Genomic DNA, 17,567 nt, shown 5'->3' on the forward strand with positions numbered 1-17,567 from the left:
TGTGACGACTTTTTCGCGAATCGCGTCGCTGTTCGCCCTCATCCTGGCGCTCTTCGTCACGCTTTCAGCGGTTGCGCCGGCATTGGCCGTCGAGCCGATCAAGATTGCCCGCGACGACAAGGCGCTCGACCTTTCGGGCGCAGTCGAGATCTACCGGAACCAGGGCGAGAATTTCCAGGTCTCGACCGCGCCCGGCCCCGACGGCATCGTGCGGCGCATCGAGGTTGAGGCCAATGACGCTCGCTCGACCGGCGACTGGGCGGTGTTCGCGCTCGCCAACACCACCGACCAGCAGCTCGATAGGCTGATCGTCGCGCCGCATTTCCGCCTGGTGAATTCCGGTATTTTCTGGCCCGATCTCGGCTCGACGCGCATCGCGGCGATCACGCCCAGCGAAGGCTTCGCGCTCGACCGCCAGACCAGCCCCGACGCCGATGTGTTCCGAGTGACGCTCAACCCCGGAACGGTCGTCACCTTCATCGCCGAGCTCGCCTCACCCAAGCTGCCGCAGGTCTATCTGTGGGACCCGGAATCCTACAAGGACTCGGTCAATTCCTACACGCTGTTCCGCGGCATCGTCATCGGCATCGCCGGCCTCTTGGCGCTGTTCCTGACCATCCTGTTCGTCGTCAAGGGAACCTCGATGTTCCCGGCCACCGCCGCGCTTGCCTGGGCGGTGCTCGCCTATATCTGCGTCGATTTCGGCTTCCTCAACAAGGTCATCGAAATCTCGCCCGGCAACGAGCAGATGTGGCGGGCCGGTACCGAGGTGGCGCTGGCGGGTACCTTCGTGGTGTTCCTGTTCGCCTATCTCAACCTCAACCGATGGCACGGCCATTTCAGCTATGGCGCGCTGGTCTGGATCCTCGGGCTGCTGCTGATTGCCGGCGTGGCCATCGTCGATCCGGCGGTCGCCGCCGGCATCGCCCGCATCTCGTTTGCCGCCACCGCGCTCACCGGCCTCGGCCTCATCATCTTCCTCGGAATTCGCGGCTATGACCGCGCGATCATGCTGGTGCCGAGCTGGGTGATGGTGCTGCTCTGGCTATGCGGCTCGTGGATGGCGATCACCGGCATGCTGGACAACGACATCGCCCAGCCGGCGCTCGGCGGCGGTCTGATCCTGATCATCCTGTTGATCGGCTTCACCGTTATGCAGCACGCTTTTGCCGGCGGCGCGCTGCACCAGGGCCTGTTTTCCGACCTCGAGCGCCAGGCACTTGCAGTCGCCGGCTCGGGCGACATCGTTTGGGACTGGGACGTGCTGCGCGACCGCGTGGTGACCAAGCCCGACATCAGCCTGCAGCTCGGCCTTGCCCCTAACAGCCTTTCGGGCCCCGCCCGCAACTGGCTGCCGGTGCTGCATGCCGACGACCGCGACACCTTCCGCACAACGCTGGACGTGGTGCTGGAGCACCGCCGCGGCCGCGTGGCCCAGAATTTCCGCCTGCGCGGCGCCGACGGGCATTATCATTGGTTCGCGCTGCGCGCCCGCCCCGTAATCGGGTCGGATGGCGAGGTGATCCGCTGTGTCGGCACCATGGTCGACGTGACCGAGCAGAAGAAATCCGAGGAAAGGCTGCTGCACGACGCCGTGCACGACAACCTGACCGGCCTGCCTAACCGCGAGCTGTTCATGAACCGGCTGGAGGCGATCATCTCGATCGCCCGCACCGAGGACAAGGTGCGCCCGACCGTCTTCGTCATCGACATCGACCGTTTCAAGCAGGTCAATGACGGGCTCGGCATTTCGGCCGGCGACACCATCCTGCTGACCATCGCGCGCCGGCTGCACCGGCTCTTGAAGCCCAAGGATTCGCTGTCGCGCTTTGCCGGCGACCAGTTCGCGCTGATGCTGCTGTCGGAACAGGATCCGGCCCGCATCGCCGCCATGGCCGATGCCATCAAGCATGCGATCAACAATCCGATCACCTTTGCCAAGCGCGAGATCGTGCTCACTGCCTCGATCGGCCTGATCACCTGGACGACGGCGCAAACCTCGTCGGAGGACATGGTCAAGGACGCCGAGCTTGCCATGCATCAGGCCAAGCGTTTCGGCGGCGACAGGATCGAGCCGTTCCGGCCGGCCTTCCGCACCGTCGGCACCGACAGGCTGCAGTTCGAATCCGACCTTCGCCGCGCCATCGAGCGGCGCGAATTCACGCTCGCCTACCAGCCGATCGTGCGGCTGGAGGATGGCAGCGTCGCCGGCTTCGAGGCGCTGCTCAGATGGGATCATCCGCGGCGCGGCATGATCCCGCCGGGAGACTTCATCCCGGTGGCTGAGAATTGCGGCCTGATCGTGCAGCTCGGCCTGTTCGCCATGCAGCAGGCGGCCGAGGATCTGGCCGCCTGGCAGAAGCAGATCGGCGACGCGCCGCTGTCGGTTTCGGTCAACCTCTCCAGCCGGCAGCTCATCCGCCGCGACCTGGTCAGCGACGTGCGCTCCGTCATTGCGCGGGCCAACTTGAAGCCGCGCTGCTTCCGGCTCGAACTCACCGAATCGCTGGTGATGGACAATCCCGAGCAGACCGCGCATGTGCTGACCAAGCTCAAGCAACTCGGCATCGGACTGTCGCTCGACGATTTCGGCACCGGCTATTCATCGCTCTCCTACCTGACGCGCTTCCCCTTCGACACGATCAAGATCGACAAGAGCTTCGTCGACGACGCAACGCCGAAACGTGCGGTGCTGCTCAAGTCCATGGTCAACATGGCCCACGAGCTTGGCCTGTCGGTCGTCGCCGAAGGCATCTCCGACGAGAGCGACGCGCTGGAGCTGCGCCAGATGGGCTGCGAATATGTCCAGAGCTTCATGTTCGGCGCGCCGATGCCCGGCGAACTGGTGCTGAAGACGCTGAGGGAGCAGTACCCGCTCACTCAGGCTTAGAGAGCGTTGCTTCGGCGCTTACGAACTGCGGCGACCTTCCAACTTCGTTATCACCCTAAACGCTCAGAGCGCCGCCATTCCTCGGAGGTCATGACGAAGCCAAGGCGGGGTTCGACTGATCCCGCAGCAAAGGCGTTTAAGCGTGCCCCGCGGCGGCGCTCAAATGGGCGAGATCGATGCCGATCGAGGCAAGGATGCGATCGTATTTGCGCTCGATGTCGGCGTCGAAGAGCAGCTCAGGCGTCGCCGGGCAGGTCAGCCAGCCATTCTCGGCGATCTCGCTTTCGAGCTGGCCGGCGCCCCAGCCGGAATAGCCGAGCGCCATCAGCGCATGACGCGGGCCGCGACCCGTCGAGATGGCGCGCAGGATGTCGACCGTGGCGGTCAGGCAGATGTCGTCGGAGACGTTGAGCGAAGATTCCACGCGATAGTCGCCGGAATGCAGCACAAAGCCGCGGCTGCGGTCGACGGGCCCGCCATTGCGCACGACGAAATCGCGGGCATGCGCCGGCAAGCGGATTGCTTCCTGCTCGTTCACGATGCCAAGCTGCACCAGAAGGTCGGGGAACAGCATCTGCTGCGTTTGATTGATGATCAGGCCCATAGCGCCCTCGTCGCTGTGGGCGCAGATATAGATGACGGAGCGCGTGAAGCGGTCGTCCTTCATGCCGGGCATGGCAATCAGGAACTGATCGTCGAGAAAGCCGCGTCCGGCCGTCTTCTTTTTGTGGCGCAACAAGTCCATGGAGCTGAGGGTAACCCGTTTCCGCGGCGCCGAAAAGATGGTCAGGCTGCCCGATGTCACGCAAATATGATACCTGCAGGAACATGAAATCATTGCGCGGCCAAGAACCGGCGATCAAATCACCGTCATGCGATACCTGAATATTGTGGCGCTCGGCGCCGTCGTCGGCCTGGCAGCGGGGCAGCCGGCCGAGGCATCATCCTCGGCCTGGTACAACAGCGAAGGCGGCAAGGTGCGGCTGGTGACCAGCGGCAAGCCGGACGAGGTGGGCAAGATCCACGGCGTGCTCGACATCGCGCTGAAGCCAGGCTGGAAAACCTATTGGCGCGATCCCGGCGACGCCGGTGTGCCGCCGCAGATCGACATCTCGGCCAGCACCAACATCGCCGATGCAAAGCTGTCGTTTCCGCCGCCGCAGCGCCACGATGACGGCTACGGCAAATGGGCCGGCTATGACCGTCCCGTATCGCTGCCGGTGACCTTCACGCTGTCGGCGCCCGACCAGCCGGCGACGATCGATGCCAACGTCTTTCTCGGCATATGCGAGACGATCTGCATTCCGGTGCAGACGCGGCTCAGCCTCGATCCTGCTTCCGATCCGGACAACGCCACCGACGCGGCGCTGGTGAAGACTGCGCTTGCAACGCTCCCCGGCCCGGCGCGATCTGATTTCGGCATCCGCGTGCTGCCCGGCGATCACGAGACGCTCATCGTCGAGGCGCATTCGCCCGGCGATGCCGAGTCCGTCGACTTTTTCATCGCGGGGGAGCGCGACTATATGTTCGGCGCGCCGGTGCGCAGCGAGAAGGACGGCAAGCTTGTTTTCACCGTGCCGATCCTCGACCGGCCGTCAGCGACGCCCACGGACGGCGGGCTCTACTACACGCTGACAAGCGCCGAAGGTGCGGTGGACGGGTTGCTGCCTTTCCCTTGAGCCAATTCGTCGTGGAGCCGCAATTCCGAATGGAAAACCGTTGGGCACTTTTCCTGGCATTGCTCTGAACGGTTGCGGAATGCGGCCCGGTTCGATATCGCAGGCACAGATCCTTCCCAATCTCCCGAACGAGGAAACCATGACCATTTCGGTTGGCGAAAAACTGCCCGAGGCGACTTTCAAGGTGATGACCGCCGATGGCGCCAAGCCGATGACCAGCGCCGAGATTTTCGCCGGCAAGAAGGTGGTGCTGTTCGGCGTTCCCGGCGCCTTCACGCCGACCTGCAGCAACAACCATCTGCCGGGCTATCTCGAGAACCACGACGCCATCGTGGCGCGCGGCGTCGACACTATCGCGGTCGTCTCGGTCAACGACGTCCATGTCATGGGCGCCTGGGCACGCTTCACCGGTGGCGAAGGCAAGATCCTCTATCTCGCCGACGGCAGCGGAGACTTCGCCAAGTCGGTCGGACTCGACAACGACCTTTCCGCGAACGGCATGGGGCTGCGCTCGAAGCGCTTTTCGATGATCGTCGATGACAGCAAGGTCGTAGCGCTCAATGTCGAAGCCAAGCCGGGTGTCGACGAGAGTGGGGCGGCCAAGATCCTCGAGCAGCTCTGATGCTCGACATCGTCTGGCGCGCCATCGCGATCGGCATCGGCGCCACGGTCTTCATGGACGTCTGGGCGATTATCCTCAACAAGGCGTTCGGGCTGCCGCGGCCGAATTGGGGCATGGTCGGCCGCTGGGTCCGGCATCTGCCCGAGAAGGTCTTCCATGACGATATCAGTCAGGCCGCCCTCTTCACGCATGAAAAGGCGCTGGGCTGGGCGTTCCACTATCTCGTCGGAATTCTCTACGGCGTGATCCTGGTCGTGCTGGCGGGAACGGGCTGGCTGGCAGCGCCGACCTTCCTGCCGGCCTTCATCCTCGGCATCGTCACCGTCGGCGCCGGCTGGTTCCTGCTGGCGCCCGGCATGGGCGCCGGCTGGGCAGCGTCGAGGACGCCCAACCCGATGCTGGTGCGCGCGCTCAACCTCGTCTCGCACACGGTCTTCGCCCTCGGCCTGTTCTCCACGGCGCTGGCGATCCGGTAGAGAACGTCAGGCGCGTCAATAGCTCTGGGTCGAGCGTCGGGGCGCGGGCTTCCTGGCCGGAGCACCAGCCTTCTGCGGCGCAGCCGCAACCGGTGCCGGCCGCGCCTGCTTCGGCTTGAACGGCGCCATGCCTTGCCTTGCCAGTTCGTCGGCGCGCTCGTTCTCCGGGTGGCCGGCATGGCCCTTCACCCAATGCCAGATAACCTTGTGGCGCCTGTTGGCCTCGTCGAGCGCCTGCCAGAGCTCACCGTTTTTGACCGGCTTCCTTTCGCCGGTCTTCCAGCCGTTCTTCTTCCAACCATGGATCCATTTGGAAATGCCGTCCATGACGTATTTGCTGTCGGTATAGAGATCGACCGTGCACGGCTCCTTCAGCGCATCGAGCGCGCTGATGGCGGCAAGCAGCTCCATGCGGTTGTTGGTGGTCTCGGCCTCGCCGCCCGACAGCTCCTTGGTGACGCCGTTATAGCGCAGCACCGCGCCCCAACCGCCCGGCCCGGGATTGCCCGAGCAGGCGCCGTCGGTGAAGATCTCGATTTGCTTGTTCATGTCAGTCCGTATTCGGATGGAGACTTGATCGCCCGGTGGAAGCGCATGCGGCGGATATATTCGGTCGGATCGCGCTTCATCACCAGCCCGCCGTTGGGAATGGTCAGCCAATCATAGAGCCTGGTCAGCATGAAGCGTAGCGCCGAGCCGCGCGCCAGCATCGGCAGCGCCGCTTTTTCCTCGCCCTCAAGCGGCCTCACCGACTGGTAGCCGGCAAGCAGCGCGGCCCCTTTGGTGAGGTTGAAGGAAAAGTCCTTCTCGAAGCACCAGGCGTTGAGGCAAGTGGCGACATCATAGGCATAGAGGTCGTCGCAGGCGAAATAGAAATCGATCAGCCCCGACAGCTTCTCGCCAAGGAAGAAGACATTGTCCGGGAAGAGATCCGCGTGGATGATGCCTTGTGGCAGGCGGGTCGGCCAGTTGCGCTCAAAATCCAGGAAGTCCGCGTCGACTTCGGCCGCGAGCCCCGGCTCGACCTCGTCGGCGCGGTCGCGCGACGCCGCCCAGAGCTTGCGCCAGCCGTCGATGGCAAGCGCGTTCGGCCGCTTCATCGGGAAATCCCGCCCGGCGAGATGGAGCGCGGCCAACGCCTTGCCGACCTCGCCGCAATGCGCTGCCGTCGGGCGCCTCAGCGACAGGCCCTCGAGAAAGGTGATGATGACGGCCGGCCGCCCGGCGAGCGTGCCGATGACGGTTCCGTCATGCGCGGTGACCGGAAGCGGGCAGGAAATGCCTTTTCGCGCGAGATGGCCCATCAGGCCGAGGAAAAAGGGCAGATCGGCCTTGTCGACGCGCTTCTCGTAGAGCGTCAATATGTAGGAACCGGTGGAAGCATGGACGAGAAAATTCGAGTTCTCGGTCCCTTCGGCGATGCCCTTGTAGGACAGGAGCTCGCCCACCGGATAGGCTTTCAGAAACGCGCTGAGCTCGTTTTCGTTGACGTCGGTGTAGACGGCCATCTGGGTTTACGCGGCTCCGTTGACGAAGGCCATGTCAGCCGCCGTCAGTTCGACATCGCGCAACACCCGCATCACCGGAAAATCCTCCGTTTCCGTGGCCGTGATGGCCAGATCGATGGTGACGTCGAAGCGTTGCCGGAACGCGTCGATGATCTCGTCGACGATGATTTCCGGCGCCGAGGCGCCGGCCGACAGGCCGAGCGTCGAAATCCTGCCGATCTCATCCCACGGAATTTCGGAGGCCCGCTGCACGAGAAGCGACATCGCGGCGCCCGCGCGCTCCGCCACTTCGACAAGACGCCGCGAGTTGGACGAGTTCGGCGCGCCGACGACGAGGAAAAGGTCGGCACCGGCGGCCGTCTCCTTCACCGCCTCCTGGCGGTTGGTGGTGGCGTAGCAGATGGATTCGGCGGCCGGGGCGTGAAGCTCGGGGAAACGCTCTTGCAGCGCCCGGATGATGCCGGCGGTGTCCTCGACCGACAGCGTCGTCTGGGTGACAAAGCCAAGCGCCGCCGGGTCTGCCGGCACGAAGCTTGCCGCATCCGCCTCGGTCTCGATAAGGGTCACGGCTCCTTCCGGCAACTGGCCCATCGTGCCGATCACTTCCGGATGGCCGGCATGGCCGATCAGGAGCACATGGCGGCCGAGCCGCTGGTGCCGCATCGCCTGCTTGTGCACCTTCGACACCAGCGGACAGGTGGCATCGAGGTAGAACAGGTTGCGCGCCTCGGCGTCGGCCGGCACCGATTTTGGCACCCCATGCGCGGAAAAGACGACCGGCGACTGACGATGCTCGGGTGGGATCTCGGACAATTCCTCGATGAACACCGCGCCCAGGCTCTGCAGCCCCTCGACGACGTAGCGGTTGTGCACGATCTCATGGCGGACATAGACCGGCGCGCCGTATTTCTTCAGCGCCAGCACGACGATCTGAATGGCGCGGTCGACGCCGGCGCAGAAGCCGCGCGGCTGGCAAAGCCTGATCGTCAGCGGTGGCTTTTTTTCAATCATCAAAACGGGCCGGTTCAGTCGGAAAGCTGAAGGCGAAATGAGGCGTGCACCCCTGCCCTGTCAAGAGCGGCGCTCACTCCTCCTTCGCCGGGCGGCGAAGCCTGAGGATCAGCACCGCGGCAAGGGCGGCGGCAAGGCCATACCAGGTGACGGCATATTGCAGGTGGTTGTTCGGCAGATCGATGATGGTGACGCCGCCGACCGGCAGACCGCCGGGGTTAGGAGTCTTGTCGGCATCGATGAAGAAGGGCACCAGCACGGCTCCCGCTGGCAGACCGGCGCTCGAGGCCATGACGTCGCGGTCCTTCCAGTAGAAGATGTTCTTGGCGACGTCGTTGTCGGGCAGCATCATCGAGGGTTTTTCGGGCAGCGGATTGCGGGCAAGCCCGGTCACCGTCACCGTGCCGGCGACCTCGCCCTGCTTCCGCTTGGCCGGATCCTTGAGATCGTAAGGCACGAAGCCGCGGTTGACGAGTACGAAGCGGCCGTCGTCGAGCCGCAGGGGCGTGTAGACATTGAAGCCCGTGTCGCCTTCCCAAGTGGCGAAGAAATGTCGTTCGCCCTGGTGCAGGAAAGTGCCGGTCACCGTAACCGGCGTGTAGTCGACATCGTGTGTGGCGGCGAATTCTTTCTCGACATCGGTCAGTGGCAACGGTGCCGCATGGGTGCGCTTGTCGATGGTATCGATCAGCCCTTCCTTCCAGTGCAAGCGCTGGACCTGCCATGTGCCGAGGCCGAGGAGAATGGCGAACAGGACAAGGCCGAGCCCAAGCAGCAGTGCCGAGCGCGGCCGCGAAGCGCCGGCAGTCGAGGAGGTCGCATCGCTCATTGGCCGCTGTCCAGCCTGCCTTCCGCGGCCTTCTTGGAATATTGCAGGGTGATCAGCACGCCCTTGATCAGGCGCAGCGCCGCCAGGCTCAGCACCAGCGCCAGCGGTATCCACAAAATGAAATGCAGCCAGAGCGGCGGGCTCAGCGTCACTTCCATCCACAGCGCCAGGCCGACGACGATGAAGCCGATGATGAGGATGACGAAGACCGCCGGACCGTCGCCGGCATCGGCAAAGGAATAGTTGAGGCCGCAATTATAGCAGCGCTTGCCGACGGTGAGGAAGCCGGAGAACAGCTTGCCCTCGCCGCAGCGCGGGCAATGGCCGCGCAGCCCGGCCGAGATCGGGTCGACGGGTGGCCAGATCGCCTTGTCTTCGCTCATGTCAGCACCGTAGACCCGTTCGGTCAAAAAGATAAGGCGGCCACGTCGCCGCAGCCGCCTCGTGAACTCAATCCAAAGGGTCTCAGTGGGCTTCGATTACCGCGCCGCTCGAGGCCCAGACATAGATCGCGGTGAACAGGAACAGCCAGACCACGTCGACGAAATGCCAGTACCAGGCGGCCGCCTCGAAGCCGAAATGCTGCTTCGGGGTGAAATCGCCCCGCATCGCCCGGATCAGGCAGACGAGCAGGAAGATGGTGCCGATGATGACGTGGAAGCCGTGGAAGCCAGTCGCCATGAAGAAGGTGGCGCCGTAGATCGAGTCCTTGAAGCCGAACGGAGCGTGCATGTACTCGTAGGCCTGCACCATGGTGAACAGCATGCCGAGGCCGACGGTTAGGATCAGGCCGTTGATCAGGCCCTTGCGGTCGCCGTGCAGCAGCGAGTGGTGCGCCCAGGTCACCGTCGTGCCCGACAGAAGCAGGATGATGGTGTTGTAGAGCGGCAGGTGGAAGGGATCGAGAACCTCCAGACCTTTTGGCGGCCAAACGCCGCCCGTGAAAGTGGTGCGGGCATATTGCGCGGCCTCGCCCGGGAATAGGCTGGCGTCGAAGAAGGCCCAGAACCAGGCGACGAAGAACATCACCTCGGAGGCGATGAACATGATCATGCCGTAGCGCAGGTGCAGCGAAACGACGCGCGTGTGGTGGCCCTCATGCGCTTCCTTGATGGTGTCCGACCACCAGGCGAACATCGTGTAGAGCACGATGATCAGGCCGATGAAAAACAGCCACGGATTGGCGATGTTGTGGCCGAATATTGGGAAGCTGCCGGCCTTCAGATACTGCATCAGGCAAACGCCGCCGACGGCCGTGACCAATGCGCCGATCGAGCCCAGGAAAGGCCAAGGGCTGGGATTGACGAGATGGTAGTCGTGGTTCGGTTTTGCGTGCGCGTCTGCCATATCAACCCCCGAGGCTTGCTTCGGAATCTGGAACTTTGTTGCTGCTGCCAGCGGCCGGCGCGGACGACGCGACTGGCTGCTTCTTTTCGACCGGGAACATGGTGTAGGACAGGGTGATGGTCTTCAAGTCCTTCAGTTCCGGCACGTTGACGATGTCTGGATCGACATAGAACACGACCGGCATGTCCAGCGTCTCACCGGGCTTGAGCGTCGTGTCGGTGAAGCAGAAGCACTCCACCTTGTTGAAATAGGCGCCGGCCATTTCCGGCTGCACGTTGAAGGAGGCGCGCCCGGTGATGGGGCGATCGAACTTGTTGGTGGCGCTGTAATGCGCCTGCGTGGTCTCGCCGATCTTGATCGTCACCGAGCGCGCGACGGGCTCGAACTGCCACGGAATGCCGTTGGTGTTGGCGTCGAAGCGGATGGTGATGTCGCGGTCGAGCACGCGACCGGCATATTGCTTCTCGACGCGCTGCGTCGTGCCGCCATAGCCGGTGACCTGGCAGAACATCTTGTAGAGCGGGACCGCCGCATAGGCCATGCCGACCATGCCGGTGAAGAAGGCAAGGCAGACCGCCACGACGATGCGGTTGCTGTTCTTCCCGATGGGTCCGGTCTCGCCGCTCATCGCCGCCTCACATCAAATTCGTCGGTATCAGGCCGGAGGCATGGTGGCCGAAGCGCACGATGGTGGCGATGTAGAAGATGATGACGAGCGCGGCCAGCGCGACGCCGATGGCAACGGAGCGGCTGCGCCGCGCCTTCCGCTGGCGTTCGGTCAAGGTGACCAGTTCGAGGTTCTTGTCGGCCACGATCATGCTCCCCCCATGACGAGGGCACGCCCGACCACGCTGTCGACGAGATAGGCGGCAAAGATTGCGAAGAGATAGAGCAGCGAAAAGCCGAACAGCGCCTTGGCCGGCTTCATCGCGCGGTCGGCATCGCTCATGCCCAGCACCTTCCAGGCATACCAGACGAAGCCCAGGCCGAGCAGAACGGAAACCGCTCCATAGGCGGCGGTGGTGTAGCCGAGCAGCCATGGCAAGACGCCGACCGGCGCCAGGATCAGCGCGTAGGCAAAGATCTGGCGGCGGGTCGAGGCGTGTCCGGCGACGTTCGGCATCATCGGAATGCCGGCGCGGGCGTAGTCGTCCGACTTGAACAGCGCCAGCGCCCAGAAATGCGGCGGAGTCCAAAGGAAGATGATCAGGAAAAGAATCAGGCTTTCGAGGCTGACCGATCCGGTCACCGCCGCCCAGCCGATCACCGGCGGGATGGCGCCGGCGGCGCCGCCGATGACGATGTTCTGCGGCGTCCAGCGCTTTAGCCACATCGTGTAGATGACGGCGTAGAAGAAGATGGTGAAGGCAAGAAGCGCCGCCGACAGCCAGTTGATGAGCACGCCCAGCGTCATCACCGACAGCGCGGAGAGCACGAGGCCGAAGCTCAGCGCCTCACCCGGCGTGACGCGCCCGGCCGGCACCGGACGGTTCGCTGTCCTGGTCATCACCGCGTCGATATCGGCGTCGTACCACATGTTGAGCGCGCCCGAGGCGCCGGCGCCGATGGCAATCGCCAGGATCGCGATCACCGCCAACAGCGGATTGATGGCGACCGGCGCCGCGACCATGCCGACAAAGGCCGTGAAGACGACCAGCGACATCACGCGCGGCTTGAGGAGGGCGAAGAAATCGCCCGCGGTGGCTTCCGACATGCGAAAGCCAACTTCCTCCATCAATTTGTGGTCGGCAAGGGCCATGCGTACTTAAAGTCCATCATTCCGTTGGCCAAGACCGCCGGGCGAGCAGGCGGTCCTGTATCTGCGGCCTTACTTGATCTTCGGCAGCTGTTCCCACTGGTGGAACGGCGGCGGCGACGGCAGCTGCCATTCGAGCGTGGTGGCACCCTCGCCCCACGGATTGGCGCCCGCGACGCGCTTCTTCTGGAAGGCCTCGAACACGCCATAGAGGAAGATCGCAACGCCGACGGCGGCGATGTAGGAGCCGTAGGACGAGATCATGTTCCAGCCGGCAAACGCATCCGGATAGTCGACAGTGCGGCGCGGCATCCCGGCAAGGCCGAGGAAGTGCTGCGGGAAGAAGATCAGGTTGACGCCGACGAAGGTGACCCAGAAGTGGGTGTTGGCGATCACCGGCGAGTACATGTAGCCGGTCATCTTCGGGAACCAGTAGTACCAGCCGGCGAAGATGGCGAACACGGCGCCCAGCGACAGCACGTAGTGGAAATGGGCGATCACGAAATAGGTGTCGTGCAGCGAGCGGTCGAGGCCGGCATTTGCCAGCTGAACGCCGGTGACGCCACCGATCGTGAACAGGAAGATGAAGCCCAGCGCCCACAGCATCGGCGGCTTGAAGGAGATCGAGCCGCCCCACATCGTGGCGATCCAGGAGAAGATCTTCACGCCCGTCGGAACCGCGATGACCATGGTGGCGAACACGAAATAGCGCTGCGTGTCGAGCGACAGGCCGGTCGTGTACATGTGGTGCGCCCAGACGATGAAGCCGACGGCGCCGATCGCGACCATGGCGTAGGCCATGCCGAGATAGCCGAAGACCGGCTTCTTCGAGAAGGTCGAGACGATGTGGCTAACGATGCCGAAGCCCGGCAGGATCAGGATGTACACCTCGGGATGGCCAAAGAACCAGAACAGGTGCTGAAAGAGCAGCGGGTCGCCGCCCTGGTCCGGCACGAAGAAGGCGGTGCCGAAGTTGCGATCGGTGAGCAGCATGGTGATGGCGCCCGCCAGAACCGGCAGCGACAAGAGCAGCAGGAAGGCCGTGATCAGCACCGCCCAGGCGAACAGCGGCATCTTGTGCATGGTCATGCCAGGCGCGCGCATGTTGAAGATGGTAGTGATGAAATTGATCGCACCGAGAATCGACGAGGCGCCAGCGATGTGGAGCGACAGAATCGCAAGGTCCATCGCGGGGCCTGGCTGGCCGGATGTCGAGAGCGGCGGATAGATCGTCCAGCCGCCGCCGACGCCGAAGGCGCCGGGCGCGCTCGGTACGAACATCGAGCCGAGCAGCAGGAGGAAGGCCGGCGGCAGCAGCCAGAAGGAGATGTTGTTCATGCGCGGGAAGGCCATGTCCGGCGCGCCGATCATGATCGGCACCATCCAGTTGGCGAAGCCGCCGATGAGCGCCGGCATCACCATGAAGAAGATCATGATCAGGCCGTGCGCGGCGCCGAAGGCATTGTACATGCTCTTGCCGCCGTCGATGGCGGCATCACCCTGCATGCCGTAGACCATCTGCGCCAGACCGCTGAAGATCTGGATGCCCGGCTCCTGCAGCTCCATGCGGATGGCGACCGAAAGCGCGCCGCCGATAATCCCGGCCATGATCGCGAAGATCAGGTAGAGCGTGCCGATGTCCTTGTGGTTGGTCGAGTAGACCCAGCGGACCCAGCCATGCGGCCTGTGGTCGTGGTGGTCGTGAGCTGCAGCCTCTGCCATATTCCGCTCCGTTCCCTAATTCTTGCTAACCCGCGGCGTCAGTTGCCGGCGGCCGCTACCTTGTTGGTACCATCGATCTCGGCCATCAGCGCCTTGTTGGCGGCGGGCACGTCGGTCTTGGCCGTCTCCAGCCAGGTCTTGAACTGCGCGTCGGAGACGACGCGAACCGCGATCGGCATAAAGGCGTGATCCTTGCCGCAGAGCTGCGAGCACTGGCCGTAATAGAGGCCTTCCTTCTCCGCCTTGAACCAGGTCTCGTTGGTGCGGCCGGGCACGGCGTCCATCTTGATGCCGAAGGACGGCACCGCGAAGGAATGGATGACGTCGGTGGCGGTGATCAGCACGCGAGTCATGGTGTTGACCGGCACCACCAGCTCATTGTCGACGGCGAGCAGGCGCGGATAGAGGTTGCGGTCTTCCTTGCCGGCCTTGGCGCGGTCACCGTCCTGAAGGATCGCCGAGTTGAAGGAGAAGCTCTTGTCGACCTGGTATTCGTAGTCCCAATTCCACTGGTTGCCGGTCGCCTTGACGGTCAGCTTGGCTTCTTCCGGCGGGGTATACTGCGCGGTGAGCAGTTGGAACGAGGGGATGGCGATGAGCAGCAGCACGATGACCGGGCCGACGGTCCAGATCACCTCGATCAGCGTGTTGTGGCTGGTCCGGGAAGGAACCGGGTTGGCGCTCGCGCGGAACCGCAGGATGACATAGGCGAGCAGGACCAGCACCAGCAGGGTGATGACCACGATGAATACGAAGGTGTAGTTTCCGAACCATTCGATCTGCCGCATCATGTCGGTCGCAGGCGCCTGGAAGGCGGTTTCCCATGGCCGCGGCTGATCCGCATAGGCGGATGCGCTGGAGAAGAGCGTGCCCGCGGCCGCAGCACCTGCCAGAAGTCTGGCGCTTGCCATGAATTTTCTCATCGCCCTCTCGTCTCCCACTTCCTGCAATCGGATCGCACCAATAACGAACGACGCCGGGATGGGGAATCCCGGTCTGTCCCTAAGGTGGTTCAAACCATACTCTATTTCCCTCCGCAAGGAAGGAGCGGGCGAAACCGTGCGGCATTTTTGCGCGCAGCCCGAAGGGCATCCCCGACCATCGCCGCCCCCGCGCCGGGTGGTCGCAATTCGGGCGAATTTGCTCTGGAAAAGCGCGTAATTGCCGGTATCTGGGCGGGCTGGCGACGGTCTCGTCCTTTACTTGGCCTTGGCGCAGCTTAAAGTGCCGTGATTCGCAATGGAGCCGTTATGACTTCCTGGCTTTCGAGACCCCTGGCGAAGGTTATCTTCCTTGCCGCCTCGCTTAGCGCCAGCGTGGCGAACGCCGCGCCGCCGCAGACCGCGGCGCCGCCCAGCGGCACGGTCAAGTCGACGCATGGCGCGTGGTCGATCATCTGCGACACGCCGGCCGGCGCAACCTCCGAGCAATGCGTGATGATGCAGAACGTCGTCGCCGAGGACCGTCCGGAGATGGGGCTTTCCGTCGTGGTGCTGCGCACCGCCGACAACAAGGCGGAGATCCTGCGGGTGCTGGCACCGCTCGGCGTGCTCCTGCCCAACGGGCTCGGCCTCAATGTCGACGGCAAGGACATCGGCCGCGCCTATTTCGTGCGCTGCTTCCAGGACGGCTGCTACGCGGAAGTGATCCTCGAGAAGCCACTGCTCGACACGCTGAAGAACGGCACGTCGGCCACCTTCATCGTGTTCCAGACGCCGGAGGAAGGCATCGGCATTCCGGTCGATCTGAAGGGATTCGCCGAAGGCTTCTCGGCTCTGCCCTAAGTCCAGCGGCGGCAACGCGGCCGCCAGTCGGCTCGGGGCGATGACGATCGCGTGTGAAGGCCGGCGATTGTCTTGACCTCACTTCGCCCCTACATCGGGGGAATGCGAAACCGCCAGCGGACAGCCCTGCCATGAACAGCCTGATCGGCCAATTCGACATTTCCGACGACCGCGTCAAAGAGATCGTCGCCGATACCATCAAGGGCGCCGACGACGGCGAGTTGTTCCTCGAATACAGCGAGAACGAAGCGCTGATGTTCGACAACGGCCGGCTGAAGACGGCGAATTTCAACACCGACCGGGGTTTCGGGCTGCGCGCCGTCGCCGGCGAGGCGAGCGGCTATGCCCATTCGAGCGACCTGTCGGAAGCCTCGCTGCTGCGCGCCGCCGATGCCGTCTCCGCGGTGAAGGGCGGCTATTCCGGAACGCTTGCCGCAGCGCCCGCGCGCACCAATCGCCATCTTTACGGCGACGAGAATCCCATCCCCTCGCCCAGTTTCGAGGCCAAGGCGAAGCTGTTGCAGGAGATCGACGCCTGGCTGCGCGCCGCCGATCCGCGCGTGCGCCAGGTGACGGCTTCGCTCGCCGCCTCGTGGCAGCATGTCGAGATCGTGCGCGGCGACGGCCAGGTGGTGCGCGATATCCGCCCGCTGGTCAGGATGAACGTCTCGGTGGTGGTCGGCGATGGCGACCGCCAGGAGAGCGGCTCCTACGGAATGGGCGGCCGCAAGAGCTTTGGCGAGTTCCTCACCGAGGAGAGTTGGAAGCACTCCGCGCGCGAGGCGCTGCGACAGGCGCTGGTCAATCTCGAAGCCGTCCCGGCGCCGGCAGGCACATTCGACATCGTGCTTTCCAGCGGCTGGCCGGGCGTGATGCTGCACGAGGCTGTCGGCCATGGCCTCGAGGGCGACTTCAACCGCAAGAAAACATCCGCCTTCGCCGGCCTGATGGGCAGCCAAGTAGCGGCAAAGGGCGTCACCGTCGTCGACGACGGCACGATCGCCGAGCGGCGCGGCTCGCTTACCGTGGACGACGAAGGCACGCCTTCGGCGCGCAATGTGCTGATCGAGGACGGCAAGCTGGTCGGCTACATGCAGGACCGCCAGAATGCGCGGCTGATGGGCATGAAGGCGACCGGCAACGGCCGGCGCGAAGGCTATGCCCACCAGCCGATGCCGCGCATGACCAACACCTACATGACCTCGGGCGATACCGCGCCGGAAGAGATCATCGCCTCGGTCAAGAACGGCATCTATGCCGTCTCCTTCGGCGGCGGCCAGGTCGACATCACCTCAGGCAAGTTCGTGTTTGGCTGCACCGAGGCCTACATGATCGAGGACGGCAAGGTGACGCAGCCGATCAAGGGCGCAATGCTGATCGGCAACGGGCCCGACGCCATGCACCGCGTCACCATGGTCGGCAACGACATGAAACTCGACAACGGCATCGGCATGTGCGGCAAGGCCGGACAGGGCGTGCCGGTCGGGGTCGGCCAGCCGCATCTGAGGATGAACCAGATGACGGTGGGCGGCACTAGGGTTTGAGCACGCTCAATCCGGCAGATTTGAATAGCACTCCGCCGCTTGAGTATGTTACCTGTGTCTTACATGGGGTAAGCTTGCGATAGCTGGTGCCGAAAAACTCATAACCACCGTCTCGACCAAGGGACAAGTGATCCTCCCCAGCGCGATCCGGAAACGGAGGGACTGGGGTGCCGGCACACGTCTGCAGGTCGAAGAAACACCAGACGGTGTTCTTCTGAAGCAAGTGCCGGCCTTCACCCCGACGCAACCGGAAGACGTGGTTGGCCTGCTGCCGCACCGCGGCAAGCAGAAGACGCTTGAAGAGATGAACGCGAGTGTCTTTGCCGAAGCGCGGCGGCGCCGCCATGCTCGCAATTGATACCAACCTTGTCGTCAGATACCTGACGAACGACCATCCAG

The 17,567-nt window shown here is 63.9% G+C and carries 19 protein-coding genes; 7 read left to right on the forward strand and 12 right to left on the reverse strand.

What is annotated here, in order from left to right; all coding sequences use genetic code 11:
* Position 1: 1 nt before the first annotated feature.
* Positions 2 to 2,890 carry an EAL domain-containing protein gene (locus EOD29_RS08195; protein WP_127246403.1) on the forward strand — a complete coding sequence of 963 codons (2,889 nt, stop codon included), beginning with the start codon at positions 2 to 4 and terminating at the stop codon, positions 2,888 to 2,890.
* A 136-nt stretch (positions 2,891 to 3,026) separates the two neighbouring features.
* Here EOD29_RS08195 and EOD29_RS08200 read toward each other — a convergent pair whose 3' ends face one another.
* The gene (locus tag EOD29_RS08200; protein ID WP_066997984.1) at positions 3,027 to 3,635 is read right to left on the reverse strand and encodes a YqgE/AlgH family protein; all 609 of its coding nucleotides are present in this window, start codon (positions 3,633 to 3,635) and stop codon (positions 3,027 to 3,029) included.
* A 127-nt stretch (positions 3,636 to 3,762) separates the two neighbouring features.
* Here EOD29_RS08200 and EOD29_RS08205 point away from each other — a divergent pair, with 127 nt between their 5' ends.
* From EOD29_RS08205 to EOD29_RS08215, 3 genes are all read left to right on the forward strand, one after another.
* Positions 3,763 to 4,569 carry a protein-disulfide reductase DsbD domain-containing protein gene (locus EOD29_RS08205; protein WP_127246404.1) on the forward strand — a complete coding sequence of 269 codons (807 nt, stop codon included), beginning with the start codon at positions 3,763 to 3,765 and terminating at the stop codon, positions 4,567 to 4,569.
* Positions 4,570 to 4,708: 139 nt separating this feature from the next.
* A complete protein-coding gene (locus EOD29_RS08210; protein WP_066998201.1) occupies positions 4,709 to 5,191 on the forward strand; it encodes a peroxiredoxin in 483 nt (160 codons plus the stop codon).
* Positions 5,191 to 5,667: a DUF2938 domain-containing protein gene (locus EOD29_RS08215; RefSeq protein ID WP_127246405.1), complete on the forward strand. Its 477-nt coding sequence runs from the start codon at positions 5,191 to 5,193 to the stop codon at positions 5,665 to 5,667. Before EOD29_RS08210 ends, EOD29_RS08215 begins: the two co-directional genes overlap by 1 nt.
* A 15-nt stretch (positions 5,668 to 5,682) precedes the next feature.
* On the opposite strand, the gene rnhA is transcribed toward EOD29_RS08215, so the two are convergent.
* The 11 genes from rnhA to coxB form a co-directional block, all read right to left on the reverse strand.
* Entirely contained in the window at positions 5,683 to 6,216 is a 534-nt protein-coding gene (gene rnhA, locus EOD29_RS08220) for a ribonuclease HI (RefSeq protein WP_067327861.1), read from the reverse strand.
* Positions 6,213 to 7,175: a homoserine kinase gene (locus EOD29_RS08225; RefSeq protein ID WP_127242135.1), complete on the reverse strand. Its 963-nt coding sequence runs from the start codon at positions 7,173 to 7,175 to the stop codon at positions 6,213 to 6,215. Before EOD29_RS08225 ends, rnhA begins: the two co-directional genes overlap by 4 nt.
* Positions 7,176 to 7,181: 6 nt before the next feature.
* The gene (gene ispH, locus EOD29_RS08230; RefSeq protein ID WP_067327859.1) at positions 7,182 to 8,186 is read right to left on the reverse strand and encodes a 4-hydroxy-3-methylbut-2-enyl diphosphate reductase; all 1,005 of its coding nucleotides are present in this window, start codon (positions 8,184 to 8,186) and stop codon (positions 7,182 to 7,184) included.
* Positions 8,187 to 8,259: 73 nt separating this feature from the next.
* Positions 8,260 to 9,015, reverse strand: a complete 756-nt coding sequence (locus EOD29_RS08235) for an SURF1 family protein (protein ID WP_067327858.1) — start codon at positions 9,013 to 9,015, stop codon at positions 8,260 to 8,262.
* Positions 9,012 to 9,398: a DUF983 domain-containing protein gene (locus EOD29_RS08240; RefSeq protein WP_127246406.1), complete on the reverse strand. Its 387-nt coding sequence runs from the start codon at positions 9,396 to 9,398 to the stop codon at positions 9,012 to 9,014. The genes EOD29_RS08235 and EOD29_RS08240 overlap by 4 nt, the downstream gene beginning before the upstream one ends.
* A gap of 82 nt (positions 9,399 to 9,480) precedes the next feature.
* Positions 9,481 to 10,362: a cytochrome c oxidase subunit 3 gene (locus EOD29_RS08245; RefSeq protein WP_066998007.1), complete on the reverse strand. Its 882-nt coding sequence runs from the start codon at positions 10,360 to 10,362 to the stop codon at positions 9,481 to 9,483.
* Between the two features lies 1 nt (position 10,363).
* Positions 10,364 to 10,990: a cytochrome c oxidase assembly protein gene (locus tag EOD29_RS08250; protein WP_127246407.1), complete on the reverse strand. Its 627-nt coding sequence runs from the start codon at positions 10,988 to 10,990 to the stop codon at positions 10,364 to 10,366.
* Positions 10,991 to 10,997: 7 nt separating this feature from the next.
* The gene (locus EOD29_RS08255; protein WP_066998013.1) at positions 10,998 to 11,180 is read right to left on the reverse strand and encodes a hypothetical protein; all 183 of its coding nucleotides are present in this window, start codon (positions 11,178 to 11,180) and stop codon (positions 10,998 to 11,000) included.
* The gene (locus tag EOD29_RS08260) at positions 11,177 to 12,121 is read right to left on the reverse strand and encodes a heme o synthase (protein ID WP_127246408.1); all 945 of its coding nucleotides are present in this window, start codon (positions 12,119 to 12,121) and stop codon (positions 11,177 to 11,179) included. Before EOD29_RS08260 ends, EOD29_RS08255 begins: the two co-directional genes overlap by 4 nt.
* A gap of 69 nt (positions 12,122 to 12,190) precedes the next feature.
* Positions 12,191 to 13,840, reverse strand: coding sequence for a cytochrome c oxidase subunit I (gene ctaD / locus EOD29_RS08265; protein WP_066998019.1), 1,650 nt, complete (start codon positions 13,838 to 13,840; stop codon positions 12,191 to 12,193).
* A 38-nt stretch (positions 13,841 to 13,878) separates the two neighbouring features.
* Positions 13,879 to 14,751 carry a cytochrome c oxidase subunit II gene (coxB, locus tag EOD29_RS08270; protein ID WP_245475284.1) on the reverse strand — a complete coding sequence of 291 codons (873 nt, stop codon included), beginning with the start codon at positions 14,749 to 14,751 and terminating at the stop codon, positions 13,879 to 13,881.
* A gap of 339 nt (positions 14,752 to 15,090) precedes the next feature.
* Here coxB and EOD29_RS08275 point away from each other — a divergent pair, with 339 nt between their 5' ends.
* From EOD29_RS08275 to EOD29_RS08285, 3 genes are all read left to right on the forward strand, one after another.
* Positions 15,091 to 15,624 (forward strand): invasion associated locus B family protein, encoded by a 534-nt coding sequence (locus EOD29_RS08275; RefSeq protein ID WP_066998026.1) that lies wholly within the window; start codon positions 15,091 to 15,093, stop codon positions 15,622 to 15,624.
* 131 nt (positions 15,625 to 15,755) lie between these two features.
* The gene (gene tldD / locus EOD29_RS08280) at positions 15,756 to 17,168 is read left to right on the forward strand and encodes a metalloprotease TldD (protein ID WP_127246410.1); all 1,413 of its coding nucleotides are present in this window, start codon (positions 15,756 to 15,758) and stop codon (positions 17,166 to 17,168) included.
* Positions 17,169 to 17,247: 79 nt separating this feature from the next.
* Complete coding sequence (locus EOD29_RS08285) at positions 17,248 to 17,526, forward strand: AbrB/MazE/SpoVT family DNA-binding domain-containing protein (RefSeq protein ID WP_127246411.1); 279 nt, start codon at positions 17,248 to 17,250, stop codon at positions 17,524 to 17,526.
* Positions 17,527 to 17,567: the final 41 nt, after the last annotated feature.

This window comes from Mesorhizobium sp. M1A.T.Ca.IN.004.03.1.1, assembly GCF_003997555.1.
Classification (GTDB): Bacteria; Pseudomonadota; Alphaproteobacteria; order Rhizobiales; family Rhizobiaceae; genus Mesorhizobium.

Coding starts and splice junctions, on each gene's coding strand:
- EOD29_RS08200 (WP_066997984.1), bottom strand. CDS start 3,635: ATGGACTTGTTGCGCCACAAAAAGAAGACGGCCGGACGCGGCTTTCTC.
- EOD29_RS08260 (WP_127246408.1), bottom strand. CDS start 12,121: ATGGCCCTTGCCGACCACAAATTGATGGAGGAAGTTGGCTTTCGCATG.
- EOD29_RS08215 (WP_127246405.1), top strand. CDS start 5,191: ATGCTCGACATCGTCTGGCGCGCCATCGCGATCGGCATCGGCGCCACG.
- EOD29_RS08210 (WP_066998201.1), top strand. CDS start 4,709: ATGACCATTTCGGTTGGCGAAAAACTGCCCGAGGCGACTTTCAAGGTG.
- ispH (WP_067327859.1), bottom strand. CDS start 8,186: ATGATTGAAAAAAAGCCACCGCTGACGATCAGGCTTTGCCAGCCGCGC.
- rnhA (WP_067327861.1), bottom strand. CDS start 6,216: ATGAACAAGCAAATCGAGATCTTCACCGACGGCGCCTGCTCGGGCAAT.
- tldD (WP_127246410.1), top strand. CDS start 15,756: ATGAACAGCCTGATCGGCCAATTCGACATTTCCGACGACCGCGTCAAA.
- EOD29_RS08250 (WP_127246407.1), bottom strand. CDS start 10,990: ATGAGCGGCGAGACCGGACCCATCGGGAAGAACAGCAACCGCATCGTC.
- EOD29_RS08205 (WP_127246404.1), top strand. CDS start 3,763: ATGCGATACCTGAATATTGTGGCGCTCGGCGCCGTCGTCGGCCTGGCA.
- EOD29_RS08255 (WP_066998013.1), bottom strand. CDS start 11,180: ATGATCGTGGCCGACAAGAACCTCGAACTGGTCACCTTGACCGAACGC.
- coxB (WP_245475284.1), bottom strand. CDS start 14,751: ATGGCAAGCGCCAGACTTCTGGCAGGTGCTGCGGCCGCGGGCACGCTC.
- EOD29_RS08245 (WP_066998007.1), bottom strand. CDS start 10,362: ATGGCAGACGCGCACGCAAAACCGAACCACGACTACCATCTCGTCAAT.
- EOD29_RS08275 (WP_066998026.1), top strand. CDS start 15,091: ATGACTTCCTGGCTTTCGAGACCCCTGGCGAAGGTTATCTTCCTTGCC.
- EOD29_RS08235 (WP_067327858.1), bottom strand. CDS start 9,015: ATGAGCGATGCGACCTCCTCGACTGCCGGCGCTTCGCGGCCGCGCTCG.
- EOD29_RS08225 (WP_127242135.1), bottom strand. CDS start 7,175: ATGGCCGTCTACACCGACGTCAACGAAAACGAGCTCAGCGCGTTTCTG.
- EOD29_RS08240 (WP_127246406.1), bottom strand. CDS start 9,398: ATGAGCGAAGACAAGGCGATCTGGCCACCCGTCGACCCGATCTCGGCC.
- ctaD (WP_066998019.1), bottom strand. CDS start 13,840: ATGGCAGAGGCTGCAGCTCACGACCACCACGACCACAGGCCGCATGGC.